The 16932-nt window shown below is 57.2% G+C and carries 16 protein-coding genes and 1 pseudogene; 11 read left to right on the top strand and 6 right to left on the bottom strand.

Annotation, left to right across the window (positions count from 1 at the left end; genetic code table 11):
* Positions 1 to 186 precede the first annotated feature (186 nt).
* The 11 genes from A9D60_RS21870 to A9D60_RS21825 all read left to right on the top strand — a co-directional run bounded on the left by A9D60_RS21870 (position 187) and on the right by A9D60_RS21825 (position 9040).
* On the top strand, positions 187 to 750 hold the full coding sequence (locus A9D60_RS21870; protein WP_065269555.1) for a recombinase family protein: 564 nt from the start codon (positions 187 to 189) through the stop codon (positions 748 to 750).
* A gap of 10 nt (positions 751 to 760) precedes the next feature.
* Positions 761 to 2371 carry a DDE-type integrase/transposase/recombinase gene (locus A9D60_RS21865; RefSeq protein ID WP_083194314.1) on the top strand — a complete coding sequence of 537 codons (1611 nt, stop codon included), beginning with the start codon at positions 761 to 763 and terminating at the stop codon, positions 2369 to 2371.
* Between the two features lie 35 nt (positions 2372 to 2406).
* Positions 2407 to 3363 carry an ExeA family protein gene (locus A9D60_RS21860; RefSeq protein ID WP_065269553.1) on the top strand — a complete coding sequence of 319 codons (957 nt, stop codon included), beginning with the start codon at positions 2407 to 2409 and terminating at the stop codon, positions 3361 to 3363.
* Positions 3360 to 4067, top strand: coding sequence for a UPF0149 family protein (locus tag A9D60_RS21855; RefSeq protein WP_065269552.1), 708 nt, complete (start codon positions 3360 to 3362; stop codon positions 4065 to 4067). The genes A9D60_RS21860 and A9D60_RS21855 overlap by 4 nt, the downstream gene beginning before the upstream one ends.
* 169 nt (positions 4068 to 4236) lie before the next feature.
* Positions 4237 to 4313: SEC-C metal-binding domain-containing protein (locus tag A9D60_RS27415; RefSeq protein WP_175392878.1), on the top strand; the 77-nt coding region annotated here is incomplete at its 5' end.
* Between the two features lie 1417 nt (positions 4314 to 5730).
* On the top strand, positions 5731 to 5997 hold the full coding sequence (locus A9D60_RS21845; protein ID WP_065269550.1) for an antitoxin: 267 nt from the start codon (positions 5731 to 5733) through the stop codon (positions 5995 to 5997).
* Positions 5994 to 6386 (top strand): type II toxin-antitoxin system VapC family toxin, encoded by a 393-nt coding sequence (locus A9D60_RS21840; protein WP_065269549.1) that lies wholly within the window; start codon positions 5994 to 5996, stop codon positions 6384 to 6386. Before A9D60_RS21845 ends, A9D60_RS21840 begins: the two co-directional genes overlap by 4 nt.
* On the top strand, positions 6383 to 6898 hold the full coding sequence (locus tag A9D60_RS21835) for a hypothetical protein (protein ID WP_065269548.1): 516 nt from the start codon (positions 6383 to 6385) through the stop codon (positions 6896 to 6898). The genes A9D60_RS21840 and A9D60_RS21835 overlap by 4 nt, the downstream gene beginning before the upstream one ends.
* Positions 6899 to 7002: 104 nt before the next feature.
* Positions 7003 to 7389: a thermonuclease family protein gene (locus tag A9D60_RS27410; protein ID WP_083194311.1), complete on the top strand. Its 387-nt coding sequence runs from the start codon at positions 7003 to 7005 to the stop codon at positions 7387 to 7389.
* 86 nt (positions 7390 to 7475) lie between these two features.
* The gene (locus A9D60_RS25735) at positions 7476 to 7796 is read left to right on the top strand and encodes an H-NS histone family protein (RefSeq protein ID WP_083194313.1); all 321 of its coding nucleotides are present in this window, start codon (positions 7476 to 7478) and stop codon (positions 7794 to 7796) included.
* A gap of 29 nt (positions 7797 to 7825) precedes the next feature.
* Positions 7826 to 9040 carry a hypothetical protein gene (locus A9D60_RS21825; protein WP_065269547.1) on the top strand — a complete coding sequence of 405 codons (1215 nt, stop codon included), beginning with the start codon at positions 7826 to 7828 and terminating at the stop codon, positions 9038 to 9040.
* A gap of 335 nt (positions 9041 to 9375) precedes the next feature.
* On the opposite strand, the gene A9D60_RS21820 is transcribed toward A9D60_RS21825, so the two are convergent.
* From A9D60_RS21820 to A9D60_RS21795, 6 genes and pseudogenes are all read right to left on the bottom strand, one after another.
* The gene (locus tag A9D60_RS21820; protein ID WP_065269546.1) at positions 9376 to 9759 is read right to left on the bottom strand and encodes a hypothetical protein; all 384 of its coding nucleotides are present in this window, start codon (positions 9757 to 9759) and stop codon (positions 9376 to 9378) included.
* 95 nt (positions 9760 to 9854) lie between these two features.
* A complete protein-coding gene (locus A9D60_RS21815; protein ID WP_141118015.1) occupies positions 9855 to 11033 on the bottom strand; it encodes a hypothetical protein in 1179 nt (392 codons plus the stop codon).
* Positions 11030 to 11521, bottom strand: coding sequence for a hypothetical protein (locus A9D60_RS21810; RefSeq protein WP_065269544.1), 492 nt, complete (start codon positions 11519 to 11521; stop codon positions 11030 to 11032). Before A9D60_RS21810 ends, A9D60_RS21815 begins: the two co-directional genes overlap by 4 nt.
* On the bottom strand, positions 11518 to 14502 hold the full coding sequence (gene mobF, locus A9D60_RS21805) for a MobF family relaxase (protein ID WP_065269543.1): 2985 nt from the start codon (positions 14500 to 14502) through the stop codon (positions 11518 to 11520). Before mobF ends, A9D60_RS21810 begins: the two co-directional genes overlap by 4 nt.
* A gap of 1 nt (position 14503) precedes the next feature.
* Positions 14504 to 16606 carry a type IV secretion system DNA-binding domain-containing protein gene (locus A9D60_RS21800; RefSeq protein ID WP_254656767.1) on the bottom strand — a complete coding sequence of 701 codons (2103 nt, stop codon included), beginning with the start codon at positions 16604 to 16606 and terminating at the stop codon, positions 14504 to 14506.
* Between the two features lie 129 nt (positions 16607 to 16735).
* A pseudogene (locus tag A9D60_RS21795) lies at positions 16736 to 16932 on the bottom strand (IS6 family transposase); the annotation flags it as partial.

Below are 16932 nucleotides of genomic sequence, written 5' to 3'. Positions count from 1 at the left end.
GTTGGGCTCGTTGGTTGAATCTGCTGCGCTTTGTCTGAACGGCTGGTCTGGGAAACGTCCGTTTGGCAGACTGCTGTTCAGCCCATCTGGGGACCATTGAATCCAAACCTTAATATTGTCTGTTTACCGCATCTGGAAATCACCGTATGCATTTGAGCAATCGGATTGAATATTCAGACGGTTTCCATGCTCATTGGCTATGCACGTGTATCGACAGAAGATCAGAGCCTTGCCTTGCAGCATGATGCATTGCGTGCCGCAGGCTGCGAGCGGATCTTCGACGATAAGGTAAGCGGTGCCAAAAGCGAGCGCCCAGGTCTTATCAAAGCTCTGGATCAGCTTCGCGATGGCGACACATTGGTTGTTTGGCGGCTGGATCGGTTGGGGCGGTCTCTCAAGGATCTGATTGCCCGCGCCGAAGAACTGAAGGAAATGGGTGTCGGCCTGAAAAGCCTTCAGGAATCCATCGACACCACGTCGAGCGGTGGTCAGCTCATCTTCCATATGTTCGGCGCATTGGCAGAGTTCGAGCGCAATCTGATCCGGGAACGAACGCAGGCTGGTTTGACTGCGGCACGGGCCCGTGGTCGCAAGGGTGGTCGCAAAAAAATACTGGACCGCAAAAAACGGGCTCATGCAGTCCAGCTTTATCATTCCCGTGAACACACAATCCCGGAAATCTGTAATCTGATGGGTATCTCGCGGGCGACTCTTTATGCCTATGTCGATGAGTTTTCCGATGGCAAATAGGGGCATCCGCATACCGGCCGAGACGTTGCTGGCGCTGAGAACCAGATTGGCGGGATTGCCGCCACGATCAGCGGCACGGCGGGAAGAAGTTGGCCGGATAGCGGATCTCTTTGGTGTCAGTTCGTCCACCGTCTATCGCGCCCTGAAATCGTTGCATCAGCCGAAGGGCCTGCGGCGGGCAGACCGTGGCAAGCCGCGTGGCATCCCCGAGCACGAGTTGGCGCGTTACTGCGAAATCATCGCTGCACTGAAAATGCGAACAAGCAACAAGAAGGGGCGGCATCTTTCGACCAACCGGGCTATCGAGCTTCTCGAAGACCACGGCATTGAGACACCAGAAGGTCGCGTGAAGCCCTCGAAAGGGCTGCTGAAACCGCCTACTGTAAATCGTTGGCTACGCGCTTGGGGTTATGATCAACCTCGCATGACCCGAGCCGCACCTGCCGTCCGTTTTGAGGCTCGCCATTCCAACGCCTGCTGGCAGTTCGATATCAGCCCGTCAGATCTGAAGCACATTCCGCAACCGGCCTGGGTAGACCCGAAGCGCGGCCAGCCGACCATGATGCTTTACAGCGTTGTGGATGATCGTTCGGGTACGTCTTACCAGGAATACCGTTGCGTCTATGGTGAGGACGCGGAAAGCGCCTTGCGCTTCCTGTTCAATGCCATGGCCCCGAAGGAAGATACGGAGTTTCAGGGCATTCCCGAGATGATCTATCTCGACAATGGCCCCGTCGCGAAAAGCCTGGTGTTTCAGACTGTGATGGAACGTCTGGGCGTAGACTGGAAAACCCATATGCCCGCCGGATCTGACGGTGCCCGCGTCACTGCCCGATCAAAGGGCAAGGTGGAGCGACCCTTTCGAACAGTTAAGGAAGCTCATGAGACACTGTATCACTTCCACAAACCGGAAACCGAAGCGGAGGCTAATCTCTGGCTGAGAAACTTCATCGGCAAATACAATGACAAGCCCCACCGGCGGGAACCGCACAGCCGGATTGAGGACTGGATTGCCAATCTCCCTGAGACCGGCATCCGTGAGATGTGTTCCTGGGAACGCTTCTGTGCCTTTGCCCGCGAACCGGAACGTCGCAAGGTCGGAGCTGACGCACGGGTGTCTATTGATGGCGCCTTCTATGAGGTCGATGGCGATCTGGCTGGTGAAGAGGTTTTGCTCTGGTGGGGGCTGTTCGATCACGAGTTGTTCGCGGAATGGAATGACAAACGCTATGGTCCTTATCGACCCGAGGGTGGGCCAATTCCTCTGCATCGGTATCGCAAGCGTAAGTCATCGCCCCGAGAAAAGCGTGCTGAGGCGGTCGCCAAACTGGCGGAACAAATCAGCCTGCCCCGCGCGGCGCTTGGCGGCTCGGATTTTGATGTCGCCCCGGCCGAGGTGGTGCCACTGCCCAAGGTCAAATTCACTGATCCAGACCCGTGGGGGCAGATTGCCTATGAAAACGAGCTTAGCGCACGGCGGGGCATCTCCTACCTTCTGGACCGGCCGTTGGCTGAGCTTTCATCGGATGACCGTGCATTCGTCGGCGAACTGGTTGGTCAGACGTTGAACAAGGCCGAAATTGAAACGGCCGTCAAAGAGCGCTTCCGGCGCGGGAAATAAGGAAGAGGGACGAGAAGGTGTTGAACAGGCAGGTCATGCAGCATTTCCACATCGAGCGCGTGTGGAGCCAAGCTGGATACTTTGAGACTGAGCGGCTGGCCCAGTTCCGCGAGGATGTGATGGCCGCCATCATGGCTGGGGATTTGATCGCCATTTCCGGTCCTGTAGGTGTCGGCAAAACCGTGATGATCAACCGCCTTCAGGATCAGATCACCTCCGATAAGAAGATCATCGTGGCGCGCAGCCTGTCGGTGGATAAGCCGCGCGTCGTTCTGCCCGCCCTGATCACCGCGCTCTTTCTAGACATCACCGGTGATCCGGACATGAAAGTTCCCACTCAACCAGAACGCCGGGAAAGGTTGCTTCAGGAAGCCGTGCGAAAGGCCAAGAAACCAATCGCTCTCTTCATCGACGAAGCTCATGATCTGCATGGGCACACGCTGAACGGACTGAAGCGGCTTCGAGAGGTCATCAGTGCCGGTGGCGGCTCGCTGTCGGTTGTCCTTGTCGGCCATCCCCGTCTCCAGAACGACCTGCGGCGCGCCACGATGGAAGAAATCGGTCACCGGACGACAAAGTTTGAGTTCAGCAGTATTGGGGATGAACGCCGGGAATTTGTGTCCTGGCTTCTGGGGCAGTGCCTTTCGGATGGTGTTGACCCATCAGATGTCTTTGAAGATGCCGCACAAGAATATCTGGCAGAGCGTCTGTCCACGCCGCTGCAGTTTGCCGAGCATTTGAACCGTGCGTTCACCGATGCTTACCGTATGGGTGCAGATCAGGTCACGCGCGACATCGTTGAGGAAACCATCTCGGTTGGGTTCGATGATCTCGATGCGCGGCTGTCCCGGATCGGCTACAGCCCCAAGGCGCTGGCCGATCTCACCGACACCCGGCTCCCGGAAATCCGGCGTTTCCTGAAAGGCCAACTGGACACGGATAGAACCGACGAACTTTCCACCCTTATGCGCAAGGCAGGGCTGCCGATATGAACCTGAAAGCTGAACTGTCTGATCACGAAGAGCAGCTACTGGATGATTTCCTTGGCCGGGTGAAAGGTGGTGCAATCCCGAATATCGAGGCGCTCGATGGGTTCTTTGCTGCACTGGCCTGCTGCCCTGATCTGGTCATGCCAAGTGAGTACATGCCCATTCTTCAGACCGGTGAGACTGACGATGGCGATCTGGACTTCGAAAGCATGGAAGAAGCTGAACAGTTCATCGAATTGGTCAACCGGCACTGGAACCATGTGAACCAGCAGCTCGATTCCAAGGAAGTTTACTTGCCCCTCGTATTTGAGGACGAGCAGGGGAAGGTTCGGGCCAATCACTGGGCCCAAGGGTTTATCCTGGGCACCAACCTTCGGCCAAATATCTGGCCAGAAATCATGGATGACGAAAACGAAGGTGGTGCCATGGTGCCGATCTGGGCGCTGGCCTACGAGCATCATGAAGACCCGGAGATGCGTCCCTATGACAAACCGATATCGGATGAGCAACGCGAGGAGCTGATTATCGGAGCTGCCGCAGGCGTCATGCGAATGCACAGGTATTTTCTGAAGCAACGCAATCTCTACACGCCGCCTGCGGGGACATTCACGCACCAAGGTGGGAAGATAGGCCGAAACGAACCCTGTCCTTGCGGGTCGGGTAAGAAGTTCAAGCAGTGTTGCGGGCGGCGTTCCATGCTGCACTGACCCGTTCGCACCTAATGTGATCCGAGGCGGATGATTGCAATCGCGTTGCAAATAATCTGATCTCATTCGCAATTAATGTGAGTTTGAGCCCCCGGATAGACGCAAACAATTCGAGCGAAAATTCACGATGATTGCAAGCCGAACTCTGGATAAGTGCAATCCGCTACANGCCGAAACGAACCCTGTCCTTGCGGGTCGGGTAAGAAGTTCAAGCAGTGTTGCGGGCGGCGTTCCATGCTGCACTGACCCGTTCGCACCTAATGTGATCCGAGGCGGATGATTGCAATCGCGTTGCAAATAATCTGATCTCATTCGCAATTAATGTGAGTTTGAGCCCCCGGATAGACGCAAACAATTCGAGCGAAAATTCACGATGATTGCAAGCCGAACTCTGGATAAGTGCAATCCGCTACAACTATTTGGTACCTGTTTGGGCGGTCATTATTTCCGCTTCGAACAGTAGGGCTTTGTTCTGGGCGTCCCAATCTAAGAAACGCTTTAGTGCTACTCGGTCTTCGGTGGTGGCGCGACCCATCAACCTGGTTAAACGGCTCAATTCGGCTTGGAGGTGAGCTTGTTCATCTTTCAAGAATTCCAACCTGAGTTTAGCCTCGGCATGTTCCACTGCGGCGAGGTGTTCACAATCTCCGGACTCGCGGTACGCTGCCCTCTTTGCCTCACGGCAATCATCACATTCCAGAATGTTTCCAGCAGCCAGACCTTTGCGCGATGCGATGAAAGCTGAGCCACAGTCACATCGGGCTATTGACTTACCGTTTGGCTTCTTCAGCAGATTAGGGTGATGCTTGGCTGGGCCAAGGACCACTAGGCGTCCTAACCTGCGTCCCTTGAATCTAACCATCCCCACGTCAGTCTCTGACTTGTCCAGGAGTTTTTCGATAGCATCGTCATCAAGGTATGTTACTCCGGGCGACTTAGGGCCTCTGCCCATAGGGCCAATGGCTTTTCGCTCAGAAAAATATGTGCAGACTGGGCACTCGGTGTATTTCTTGACTTCCACTGCCGGACCACGGGTGGGCTTCTTGAAACCGCGAAGTTGAGCAACTGTGTAACTGCAATGGTTCCCGCACGCGCACCGGCAAATCCACTGGAGTTTATCACCCTGTTTTGCTGGCTCGACACCCAGTACCGTTAATTTGCATGGATCAAATCCGTTTCCTCTATGGCGCTGGTAGAGTTGTCGCAGAAGGAAATCTGATGCCTCGACATATTGAAGTTGGTCTTTGGACCAGATGCCTGTGATTTCCCGGCTGGGCTCCCAGTGCTCCCCGCGTGAGGTAACTCGTACAGAAGCCCGATTTACCGCCTTTGAACTTGCAAGCTTGTCAAAGTCTGTGCCCTTCAATCCAGCACACCTTTCTTGAAAATAAGAACACCACCAGCTCCTGTAGTGTAGGTGAACTGGAGAGGCGGGAGCAATGGGCGGTTTGCTGTTTGATAGTGCCTTGTGCACTGGAGGGCGACGGTACCTTTTCCTCTATCCGACGTACCCAAGCCCCTGATTAGGGGAGCGAAATTCCTTTAGTTTCCAGGCGGCCAGTTTGCTGAAAAATATCGGTATTCTCACTCAATTTGGAGTGCTAGCTCTTGAGTTTTCATGTCACTGGTATATATTATTGATATGTACCACGGAGGCCGCGCAATGCCAAATACCACTGAACCATCGAGAGCAAAGGTTTTCATGACAGGTCGTTCCCAGGCGGTGCGGCTTCCCAAGGAATTTCGCTTCAGCACTGATGAAGTCCGTATTCGGGCTGAAGGGGGCAAGGTCATCCTGGAGCCAATCGAAGAGGGCTGGGGGTGGCTGAAGGAGCTGCACGAACTCGGGCCTTTGGATCAAGATGCTGTGGATGCAGCAACTGAAGAAGTTCCGCAGCAAGACCGGCCAGGACTGGACGTTTTCGAATGAAGTTCCTGCTGGACACCAATGCTGTCATCGCCATCATCGCTGGAAACAGCAATGTCATCGAGCGGCTTTCCGAATTCGCACCCAGGGACTTTGGCGTCCCGTCTGTTGTGATGCACGAGCTGTATTTCGGCGCTTATAAGAGCCAGAAGGTTGAGGCCAACCTTGCACGCATTGAGGCGCTGCGGTTTGAAGTTCTGGATTTCTCAGAAAGCGACGGCAGGGCTGCAGGCGAGATCCGGGCAGAGCTGAAACGGCAGGGCAACCCGATCGGCCCCTATGATGTGCTGATTGCGGGGCAGGCCGTTTCCCGGTCTCTGGTACTGATCACCCACAACGTCAAAGAGTTTCGAAGAGTCCCGGGCCTGCGATATGAGGATTGGCAGTCATGAACATGTTGTCTGAAGGCTTGAGCCGGACCTGGCGTTCGGCGCAGATGTACATCGGGTTTCACAGGGACCAGTCTGGAAACCAGCGGGAGGCCGCCAAACTGTGGCCGCCCAGAAATGGCAACGCCTCGATTCACCGGGATCCGGCCGAGCAAGAGGCGTTCGTGGTGGTCAAAGCGTCTGATCAAACTGAAAACGGTGACGTGCAAATCAAACTGCGCCCGGATCAAATAGTCCTACGCCGGGATCCAGCTCAAGGATGGCAGGGGATCAAGGTCGATGATTACGAGGTTGCTGTCCAGGTCAACGGCGCGTGGATCCGCATTGCAGCCGATGGGTCTGTTTCGCACACACGGGATGGAGATCTAACAGCCATCGAGGCCGACGGTTCCGTGATCAAAGTGACGGATCATGTCGAAGCGATCATGTCAGGAGACGGGGTGGAGATGTCCAGGCGAACAGCCTCAGACTTCGCGGCGATCCGGACAGACGGGGTGATTTCAAAAGCTCGCTGACCGGGCACCACGCATTGGCATATAGGTTTCAGAATGTTTCAAGATATTTGGGTCGTCCTCGACCAGGCCAGAGACGCCGCACCTTACATTTTCGAGGCCCCGGCATGAAGTTCTCTGCCGCTATTCTCTTTTTTGTCTCGGTCGCTGTGGCTCAGGCGGCTCCTTTAAGTAGTCGGGACATTTTTCTAATCGACGGTGACACGGCCGACGTTGGAAACGATAGGTTCCGGCTAGTGGGTTATGACACCCCAGAAACATACAAGCCGCGGTGCCGGTATGAAAAAGCCCTTGGCGATGAAGCGACCCGCCGTGCTCGCCAACTGGTGACGGAAGCCGGAACGGTCGATTTTATTGTGCTTCCTGGCCGGGATAAATGGGGGAGGGGGCTTGCCCGCATTTTTCTGCATGGGCGCGACCTGGGCAGTATTCTGATTTCAGAGGGCTTAGCGCGCCCATACAGGGGAGGGCGCCGGTTGAACTGGTGCCACTGAGAAGCCGCCAGGTCAAAAAGAACTCGCCTGCTCTCCTGGGGTGCGTTATTCGCCCTGCAGTCGATTAAATGAACCAGGGGGAACCTATGGACTTGAAAGCAATGTCGTCGGCCGAGCTGAAGCAGTTGCAAGCAGACTTGAAACAAGCTCTTGACGCACGGCTACGCCGGGATCTCTGGGATGCTGAGAAGGCGGCAGAAAAGGCCGTAGAAGAATACGGGTTTTCACTCGAACAAGTTTTCCCTTACCCAAATCAGAGACCAAGCGAAAGGCGAATGAAGAAAGCGCCTCCAAAATACAGAAACCCAGAAAACCCGGAGGAAACTTGGACGGGCAGGGGGCGTAAACCACGATGGATTACCGAAGCGCTGGCGAAAGGGCGCGATATTTCCGAACTGGAAATTTGATCTAGTAAGCCCTGATTTTCGGAGTTGTCATGCGTATTGAAACTAAAGGTAAGGCAAGAATTAGCCATGCCATAACCGAGCAGGAATATGAGATCGAGGCAGACGAACTCGAATGGGAGGTTTTTGGTGGTGGCGGTGAAAGGGGGATGGGGCAAGAAACACTTTACCGCGCCCATGTATTACATCCTGAACTTGGAGATTTGGAATGGACGCTTTCCGAATACCCGGCGGGTATGGAGAACAACGTAACCCATGATGTGGGTCAACATAAACTCCTGGATGATTTTTACATCAGCTTTGAACACGATGAGGAAATAGACCCGGACGACTTAGAAGGGGCCTCTGAGGACATCAAAGAATGGTTTCTCAAGCACTACGACGATCCAGCAAATTTGCTGCCGTATGAAACTGCCTCTGGCGGATATCAATGGATCTATGGTGGCCCTGTTTCGGCGATTGAGGCGCTTAGCGACAACTTTGGGAACGAATACCCCGACTGGTTCCTGGAGCGAGTTGCCAAAGAGATCGAAGCGGGTTCGGGCCAGATCTTAGATTGGTCTCCGAAACCAGGTCAGGAGCTTGACCATGAATTGCCGGAGGGGTCGGAAGGAGCTTTCGACGGTGACAGCGGCCGGTTGGCAGGAAAGCTGCAGGGGGAAGCGGCCAAGGTTCTCGACTTGCTGGAACCGCTTGTTGAGATCGAACAGCAATTCTTGCCGCTGGATCAGGGTGGACTTGCAGGTATTGGGCACAATGGCCCGCCTTCACCGTTAGAGGACCTTGGGTTTGATCGGGACTTTTTCACCAATCTAAGTGGTTTCACCCGGCGGCTGTCTGACAATGTTAACGCTCTGGAAGGCACGCTAGAAAAACGTGCTGAACTGGACGCGTTCCTCTTTTTAAAGGACCGGGAAGAATCCGCCGCGAACACCGCTGCTCTACAAGCGCAGACGGCGGCGTTGGAGGCGAACACAGAAGCCATCAAGGAACGTAACGAACTCCTGAAGGCAATCATCCCTAGCAAAAAGGAACTGGGGGCAGGAGCGGTCGCAATCTATGTGGGGGACAAAGTCCTCGGAAGCGCCTTGGGAAAAATCGGTGACAAACTTGGTGAAAAGATCATCGTCGGAGCTGGCGACCATGGTCCAGCATTCCTCAGCTACCTTAAGGTGCTGACAGGTGCCATAGCGGACATGCTGACCACAGCAGGACAGTATCTCGGCTCCCTACCCATGATTTTCTAATCGCTGCGGTGAAGCTCTAAACCGTCAGGTATCTATTGAAAGCCCAGTGTTACTCACTTGCCGATTTTGGCCCATTGTTCCGTGCGGCTCTTGTTAACCCGAAACGTGTTATAGTCAGAAGCGCCTCGGCACGTCGCCAGGGCAACCCGGGCGTTGGAGGGGTATCTGACTACACACTGCGCACTCTTTTTTCTAACCGTATCCTGGGCCTCGATCTTCGGCGTCTGGTCAGGGCTTTTTGCTGCCGTGTACTTTCTCTTTCTGCTCGGGATCAGGTCCGGTGAATTTTACCGAACGCTGGATGAATACCTGGTGTGGAAGCGGGGTTGACCGGATCATAGTCCGGCCGTCCAGATCGTCACGAAGAGCGGGGCCAACTGGCCGATAACAGCGGCGATGAAAACAACGACCGCCGCCCGGACAATAATGGTAGAACCGCGTAGCTTTCCGGTTCTGTCGAAGGAAAGTGCAAACGCGCACATGAGCTGAAAAGCGACCACCAGCAGAGCGAGGCTGCCCGCAAACCCAGCGAGCGGATTCAAGACCTCCAATATATTGTCTGCCGACTTCAAGACGCTGTACGACCCTGTTGAAAGGGCGCCTGATGCCACAAGCAGCGCGGCAGATTTCAGGGCATAATCGGCTGCCCGGATGTCGCATTTGAAGATGTTGTGCAGCCGGTCAGACTGGGTTTCTTTTGACCGGGCAGGTGCTCTCACTCTTCGCTGACTAAATCCCCTTAAGGTTGATTTTCTGAGCCCAGGAGCCTGCCTGCAAGAGACCGTAGCTTTCCGCAGTTTCATAGAGCGGCCGGTCATTGTCCCAGACCTGTCCATCCCGCGAAGAGTGCCCGCGTTCGTGGTGCCTGGGATGCAGTCGCTGTCCGGGCTTTTCCCGTGCCAAAGATCCTTTCCATCTGCTCGCTATAGAAGGCCCGCGTGATGGTTGCGCGGTTTCCAGCATACCCATGATAGGCGGACTTGCCGGACACCAGCGGAAGACCAGCCCAAATGCGCGCCAGGTTGTCCATGAATTTGGAACGTGACATCCGGCCAGCCGCGAACTTCTGATACCCGGCGTCCGAAATCAGAAGCGCGGCCATACGGTTCTGTGTGTCCCGACTGAACCGGGCTCCGTCAGGCAGGCCCAGACGTTTCTGCAAGTTAAGCAAAGTCGAAGGTATGATCTGGAAATTTCCGATGGCATGGGGCTGGCCCGGCGTGCGGTCGATCCAGGCGTAGATTTCCGCAAGCGTCATCTGCGAGGGTTTCTTGCCGGGCTTCACCTTGGCGCCGTGATGGATCGCGTCATAGCGGCCGCCGGGAGCTTCAGCAAATGCAATGAGGGCAAACAGCTGCTCGACATTGGAGCCGGAGGGAAGGCGGAAGGTGGCCGGGGCAGGGGGCTGCTTTCCCGGCCGCGAGCGTTCAAAAGCATCGAGGGCAACCCACTCACTTTCCCTCGTGGCGAAGTTCCAGCCGCCCTGGGAGGAAGCCGGAGCCGAGGCCAGACTTTCGCGGATTTCAGTGGTCTCTTTCAGGTCGAAGCTGCCGGAGCTGGACCAGTCTCCGGCAGAGACAGCCGCAGGAGCCAGGAGCGCCATCAGGAGGGCCGAAAGGGCAATCCGTGGCCTCTGACCGCAGGGGGAAATCGAGGCGCTTTGCGCCGCCTCGTTGGCGGGCTTATGGCTCAGCCCTCCCTGATGGTTCGGGCCAGCAACGCCCAATTCGGCCCTTCGGTCCTCATAGAAGGTCCACACCTCACGCAGCAAGCTGCAAATCTTCGCAAGACGCTGATTTAATTGCCAAAATTGGCATCTTGGCAAAGCGGCGCTGCTAGAACCTTTTTGGCCCATATTTTTAGGGGTTCTGAAGGCCCAAAAACTGCCCGTGGCAGGGGTTGTGGCAGGGCTGTGCCATGCCATGCCATGCGAATGGCACGGCATGGCAGCGCGGTACTGGCCGGTTTCGGCCCGCTTCAGGAAATTCATCATCGCTCGATCTCCGCCTCAGCGACCGGTTCGCCTTCCATCCCGCCACGCTCCAGGTCGCGCAGGATCGCCGTTTGAACTGATGCCTCGTTCTCCCGCAGTTTCTCGATCTCGGACTCTCCAAGCAACTGCAGTTTTGATTGGACCTCTTCGGTGGCCTGGGAGGCCAAAGCTAGGAGTGTCTGCTGATTCTCATTGCCCTCACTCATCAGGGAGGCAATCAGGATGCGGGTCATTTTCAGCTCCAGTGTCGCGGTATAGGAGAGGTTCCGGAGCGCTTCGGCCTGGCGTTCCATCGCAGCCTCCAGGGACGCCAAACGGGTGTCCAGCGGGGCCTGGTCAGGGGCTTCTGCCTGCCCGCTTTTCTGCCCTTCCAGAAGGGCAGTAATCGCATCATCCAATGCCTTGGGGCGGTTCTCTCCTGCGCCGTCGATCAGTTGCCGGGCCACAGGGCCGAGCACGATACGGACGTTCTGAGGTGTCTCGCTCATCGTTCAATGTCCTTGTCCCGCTGCAGGACGATTTCAGCCTGCTTTTCAACTTCTTTAAGTTTCTCATCGAAGAGGCCGGGCAGGGCAGGGGTGTCCGGCTCCTTCTCCTTGGCCTCTTTTTCCTTCACCGCCTCAGGCTTCTCCTGTGGTTCCTCGCGGGTGGGTTCCTCTTCCGGCTGGCGGGCGCGGGCGCCAGCGAGGCGGCCGTCCAGCCAGGCATCGAGGGCGGTCTGGCGGATCCCGGTTTCGTTCTCGATGGTCTTGGACAGCCGGTCCGGATCTTCAGTCAGCAGCATTGCCTCATCCCGTGCCCGGCTGATTTCGACGTAAAAACTCTTCTGGGTCGCCAGCCGTTCTGTGGAGCGCATCGCTACAATCACCCTGTCAACGGACTCGCCCTGAACGGCATGAGCGGTGGCTGCGTAGTCGTGTTCCAGGCCGCGGGCGGCGAGGCTGTCAGCGGGAATGGTGATGCGCGATCCCTCCTGGGTTTCGGCCTCAATTACTCCCCCCTTTGTTGATTTGATTTCAGCCCGCAAACCGTTCTTGATGCCGCTTTCCGGGTCTGTGATCCGAAACCGCACCTGGTCGCCTTCAGCCATGCCTCTGGCCTCGCGCTCATAGGCTACCAGCGCCCTTCCAAGCTCCCGTTGATTGAACTTCACAGCCAGGGGCAGGGTGGTCCGGACACCGGTTTCCTCATGCTCAACGGTCAGCTGATTGCCCCTGTGATCAGCTTCCCGAACCACATAGAGACCGTTCTTCTTGAGGCCGTATTCTTTGCTTGTCGCCACTGACATAACGACATCGCCAGGGGCGTAGCTGCGGGCGTCGGCAAGCATGGCCTCGGTGAGCTGGCGGTTCAGCAGACCGTTCACCTTGACCTCATGGGCGGCGATGCGGCCTTCCTGCCGGAGGCCGTCGCGCACAGCCTCGTTGATCTCTGCGCGAGCAGCGTTGGTGAGGGCGAGGATCCGGGTTCCCTGCCGCTCGGCCGGGGTGAGAGCAAGGAACCTATCTGCGGCCTCTTGCCGGGGGTCATCGACCTTCAGAACGTTGTCTTCCATTCGGTTGAAGGCTGCCGTGATTTCGCCCCGGATGGAGTGATAAACCGCAGCTTTTAGATCATCGTCCCGCTGGCGGCGGATCTCATCCATGACCGCTGTTCGCATCCCGGCTTTCTGCATTTGGGCGAATGGCTGACCGGCGGCAACCGCATCGAGCTGCTGCGTGTCGCCCACGAAGACGACGCGCGGTGCGCCGGTACGCTCCGCGTAATCCATGAAGCTGCGCATGTCCTGGGCGGACACCATTGAGGCTTCATCGACCACAAGGATGGTCCTGCTGTTGTCCACGTCCTGCGGATGATGCCGCTCAGCGGTAGTGACCTTGGCGAGGGTTTCCGCACTGCCGAGGACACTGGCAAGTTCCTGAACAGCCTGGTGGCTTGGAGCAAAGCCCTTGACCTCGTAACCGCTTTGACCGGCGTAATGAGCCATCCGCTCCATCATGAAGGTTTTGCCTGAACCGGCGTAGCCCTGGATCCCGACATACCGTCCTGAGCCGGTTAGGGTGTTTTCGATGGCGGCGCGCTGACCATCGGTCAGGCTGGTCACTGCGGCAAGTTTCGTAAGCAGGGTGCTTTCACCGCTGCGTCCGCGGTATCCATTCAATTCCAGTCCACCGGCCTTTTCGGCCTTCCGCCAGGAAGCCAGGATGGAGCGTTCTAGTTCCACAGACGCCTTGTCTGTGAGGATCTGTCCATCCTCGCCGCTTTCGAAGAGCCGGCCAGCTTTGATCTGCCGGTTGATCTCTGCGTCCACCGCCTTGAAGTCTGAACGGTAAGCGAAGTGCATTGCCGCCACCGTCAGATCTGCCCTGCTGTAGGCGGATTCCCGTTCGCTGATGTGCTCAACGGCGCGGTTTACGGCCAGCCTGGGGTCAGTCTCCACGCGTGCCACGGCTGCGGCACTGGACAGCATGGCCTTTGCCTTTTCGAACATCCCGGACGGCTGGCCGGTTTCCGCAAGGGGGGCGATCGGGCGCTGCTGATCGAGCGGTACAACGGGCTGCGGGGCTGCGTGACCCACCCGGCCAAGGTCCAGCTGATCCCGGCCAAGACCAGCTGCGAGTGCGTCTGCGCGCCAGGTTTCCCGCAGCGCGTCCCGGTCCAGATTTTTGTGCTTGGCCGCACGGGTAGCTAATGCCGCTTTGCTCGCTGTTTCCGGCGATACATCCATTCCCTTATTGTCGAGGGCATTGAGAATTTCCTGCCGCCGCTTGGAAAAGGCTTCGGTCACTTCCTGAGAAATTCCGGAGATATTCACCTCTCCAAATCTCCCGCGTTCCGTGGCAATGCCTTGGTCGGACATCCGGTTCTCAAAGTCGGAACGGTAGATTTCCGTAATTAGTTTTTGGTTTTTGTATATGGCTTCATTTCGAATTGCCGAATAGCCTCCATTTTCGTTTTTCACCATATTGGCAATGACGGCGTGGCTGTGCAAATTCGGATCAAGCGCGCGGGAGGTGTCGTGTCGGTAAATTCCGGCAATAATTCCTTCCCCGTTTTTCGTGACGATTTCCCCGTCTTGCTGGAAGCGCGTTTTAATAAACCGCTCTTCCACCACTGTCATAGCCGCGCGCACTGCGGCGTCATGGGCTTCAATTATGCGTTTGTCGCCAATCACCAGGGCGGCCACTGAAGCCGATTTGGACGCGGAAAACGTAAGGTCAAGACCGGGGCGGTGCTGGCGTTCGCCGTCCACATAGCGGCCCATCAGCTTGCCGTCCGGTGCTTCACCATCGAGCAGCTGTGCAAAGTGCCTGTCATCGACAAAGCCGCTCAGGCCGTTTTCGTCCGCGGCCTTGCCGAACCAGGTGGCCGCCCGTTCGCCCTCCTCTGTACCCGCTTTGTAATAGCCTTCTTCCTTGTAATAGCCGCTGGCAGCCGCCCCGGCCGAGACGTTTGAGATCGACATCATGTCACTTCACTCCCCGGATGGTGGTTTCCATCGCCAGCAGTGCGCTGGCGGCGGATTTTTTGGCTGGAGGCTCCTGCGGGTGTTCCGGCCGGTTGGGTGTTTTCCTGTCCGGCTGGGCGCGGCCGACGGCGGGATGGGCACGAACAGAGAGGGGCAGGGCAGGGCTGACCATTTCGGCCGCCGCGTCTCCGTCCGCAGGTTTTTCTGCTACTTGAGCCGGATCCTCTGGCGCAGGCTCTTTCGCTGGCGCGGCGGCTGCAGTCTCCTGGTCAGCCTGTGCCGGCGTGGTGCCGGGGTAGGGGAGCGCGGCAGTTTCGCGGGCCTTGGCAGTGCCGTTGCCTGCGAAGCCTGCATAAGGGTCTGGCGGAGCAATCTCTTTCACATCGTGGCCGCGTACCCGGGCTGTGGCGAAATGCTGCCAGTACCAGTCCCGTTCCGAGATCTTGGCGGGTTCCTCAATTCCCACCGCGCCTTCGGGGCGCACGCGGTCCAAGAACCGAAAAAACTCAGCTTTCTGTTCTTCGGGTTTCAGGGCCGCGAACCCCTCTTCAGCAGTCTCGCCCTCCTCGATTTCCACATTCAAGGCGGCAACCTGCATTCCGCCCGCATCGAAGCCATTACCCTTGTATGGGACGAACTTCTCCGCAGTGGCCGTGGTCGGCACAGGTTCAAAACGCACCCTGGCGGTCGGGGCGTCATAGGCCGGGCGAAAGTAGGCCACGAACTGCGGCAATGACTGGATTTCCGCCGGGGTGACGATGGCGCGCTGAGTACGGCGGCCGACAATGCCCACGCCGTCGCGGGTGTCATGCGCGCCGAGGGTGATGTTTTCCTGCTGCTCGATCACATCCTCCTCACCAAGAGAGCGGGAGGAGCGCTGCGCGGTGTTGTAATCCGGAGTGTTGAACACAACCCGGTTGTTCAGAACGCCGGAAATCGTCTCTGCCGCCTTGTCGCCGTAGATGTCTTCCAGCTGGGAAAACACCTGATAGGCGACGACAAAGGCGCCGCCGAACTGCCGGATCTCCGCAAGGCTCTTGGGAAGGAAGGGCATCTTGTTGAGGGTCGGCACCTCATCCAGGAAGAACCAGACCTTGGGGTCGCGGCTTTCCTCGGTTGTCATAAGCGCGTTGGCCGCCACCTCAAAGACAGTCGAGATGATGTTGCGCGTCGCGGCCGACTTTTCCGCGTCCCCGGTCAGGAACACGAAGCCGGGCCGGTCATTCACAACCCAATCGCGGATCGAGAAAGGTTCGGCATCATCGCGCAGGTATTCCAAAAACCGCAGCTCAGTGATCATGTTGGCGCGGATCGAGCCGGAGGTTTTCGCAACATGCTCCCCGAAGAAATGAGCACCCGGTGTCGAGGCCACCAGCTTGCCCAGCTCCTCGGAAGGGATGTTCATGATAGCCTTGCGCAGATCTGCGTTGGTGGTCTTTCCGGCCTTTGCGAGCTCGCGGGCGGTGTACTGGAAGACCAGCCGGGCGGATTGGGTCCAAAAACTGTCCATGGAGCCTTGCTGATCCGGGATCATCACCTCCGCGATCTGCGCGAAGCCTTCCAGTGAAGCCACCTCATTGAAAGGCGACCAGCCCACGGAGCGTTCATCGAAGGGGTTGAGGATGATGTCTTTTTCCGGGTCGTAGTGGTCGCGCAGCAAGCCACCCATCTTGTCATAGATGATTGCCCTGCCGTCAGCGGCCCGGATGGTGTTCAGCAGCTCATGCATGAGGTTCGACTTACCGGTGCCGACGGTGCCGGTGATGCCGATCTGCGCCTCTACGGCATTGGGCGGAAACTCGATCCCGGCCAGCGTGTAGCGGGGGCCTTTCTTGGTGTCCTTACCAAAGCGCTTCTCGTATTCACGCCACTTCTGCTTTGACCAGGCTTTCAGTTCCTTGGCTGTGACCAGGCGCGCACCCCGGATATGTTCTTCCTCTTTCAGCGACCGGCCAACCATGGCGAAGACCGCGAAGGTGAAAGCGAACGCTGCGGCGGCTGGCAGCAGGGAGAAATAGAGGTAGCGCCAGGCATTGGCAGTGTAGAGGTTATAGGTCGCGCGAATGTCGCGGTCTGCATAGATCTGTCCAGCGGTACGCTTCACACGCCTGCCGTCGAGATCCACATAGTTGAGTTCGCGGAGTTCGGTGCCCCGCTGTTCAACGTTGAATTCCGCGATCCGGCTTTGTCAGGTTGTTGACGCGCGACCATACCTATGGGTGGCTTCCTGTAATCAGGCGGTCAGTTCTGCGGCATAGCCTGCCCAGAGGCCGAGCGCATCGGACCTCGCATGGCGATAGGATCTGGCGGATAGGCGGTGGCGTTTGGGTCGGAACAAGTTGGCGATCTGATCGTGGACGGATAGAAATCGCTGTGCCTGGCGCGGCGATTTGAAACGGCCCATGATCTTCTCGCGCCGCCGTGTGTGCC

It is taken from the genome of Leisingera sp. JC1 (assembly GCF_001679925.1).
In the GTDB taxonomy this organism is placed as follows: Bacteria; Pseudomonadota; Alphaproteobacteria; order Rhodobacterales; family Rhodobacteraceae; genus Leisingera.
The sequence above is the reverse complement of the archived record's forward strand: the minus strand, read 5'-3'. Positions and strand labels throughout refer to the sequence as shown.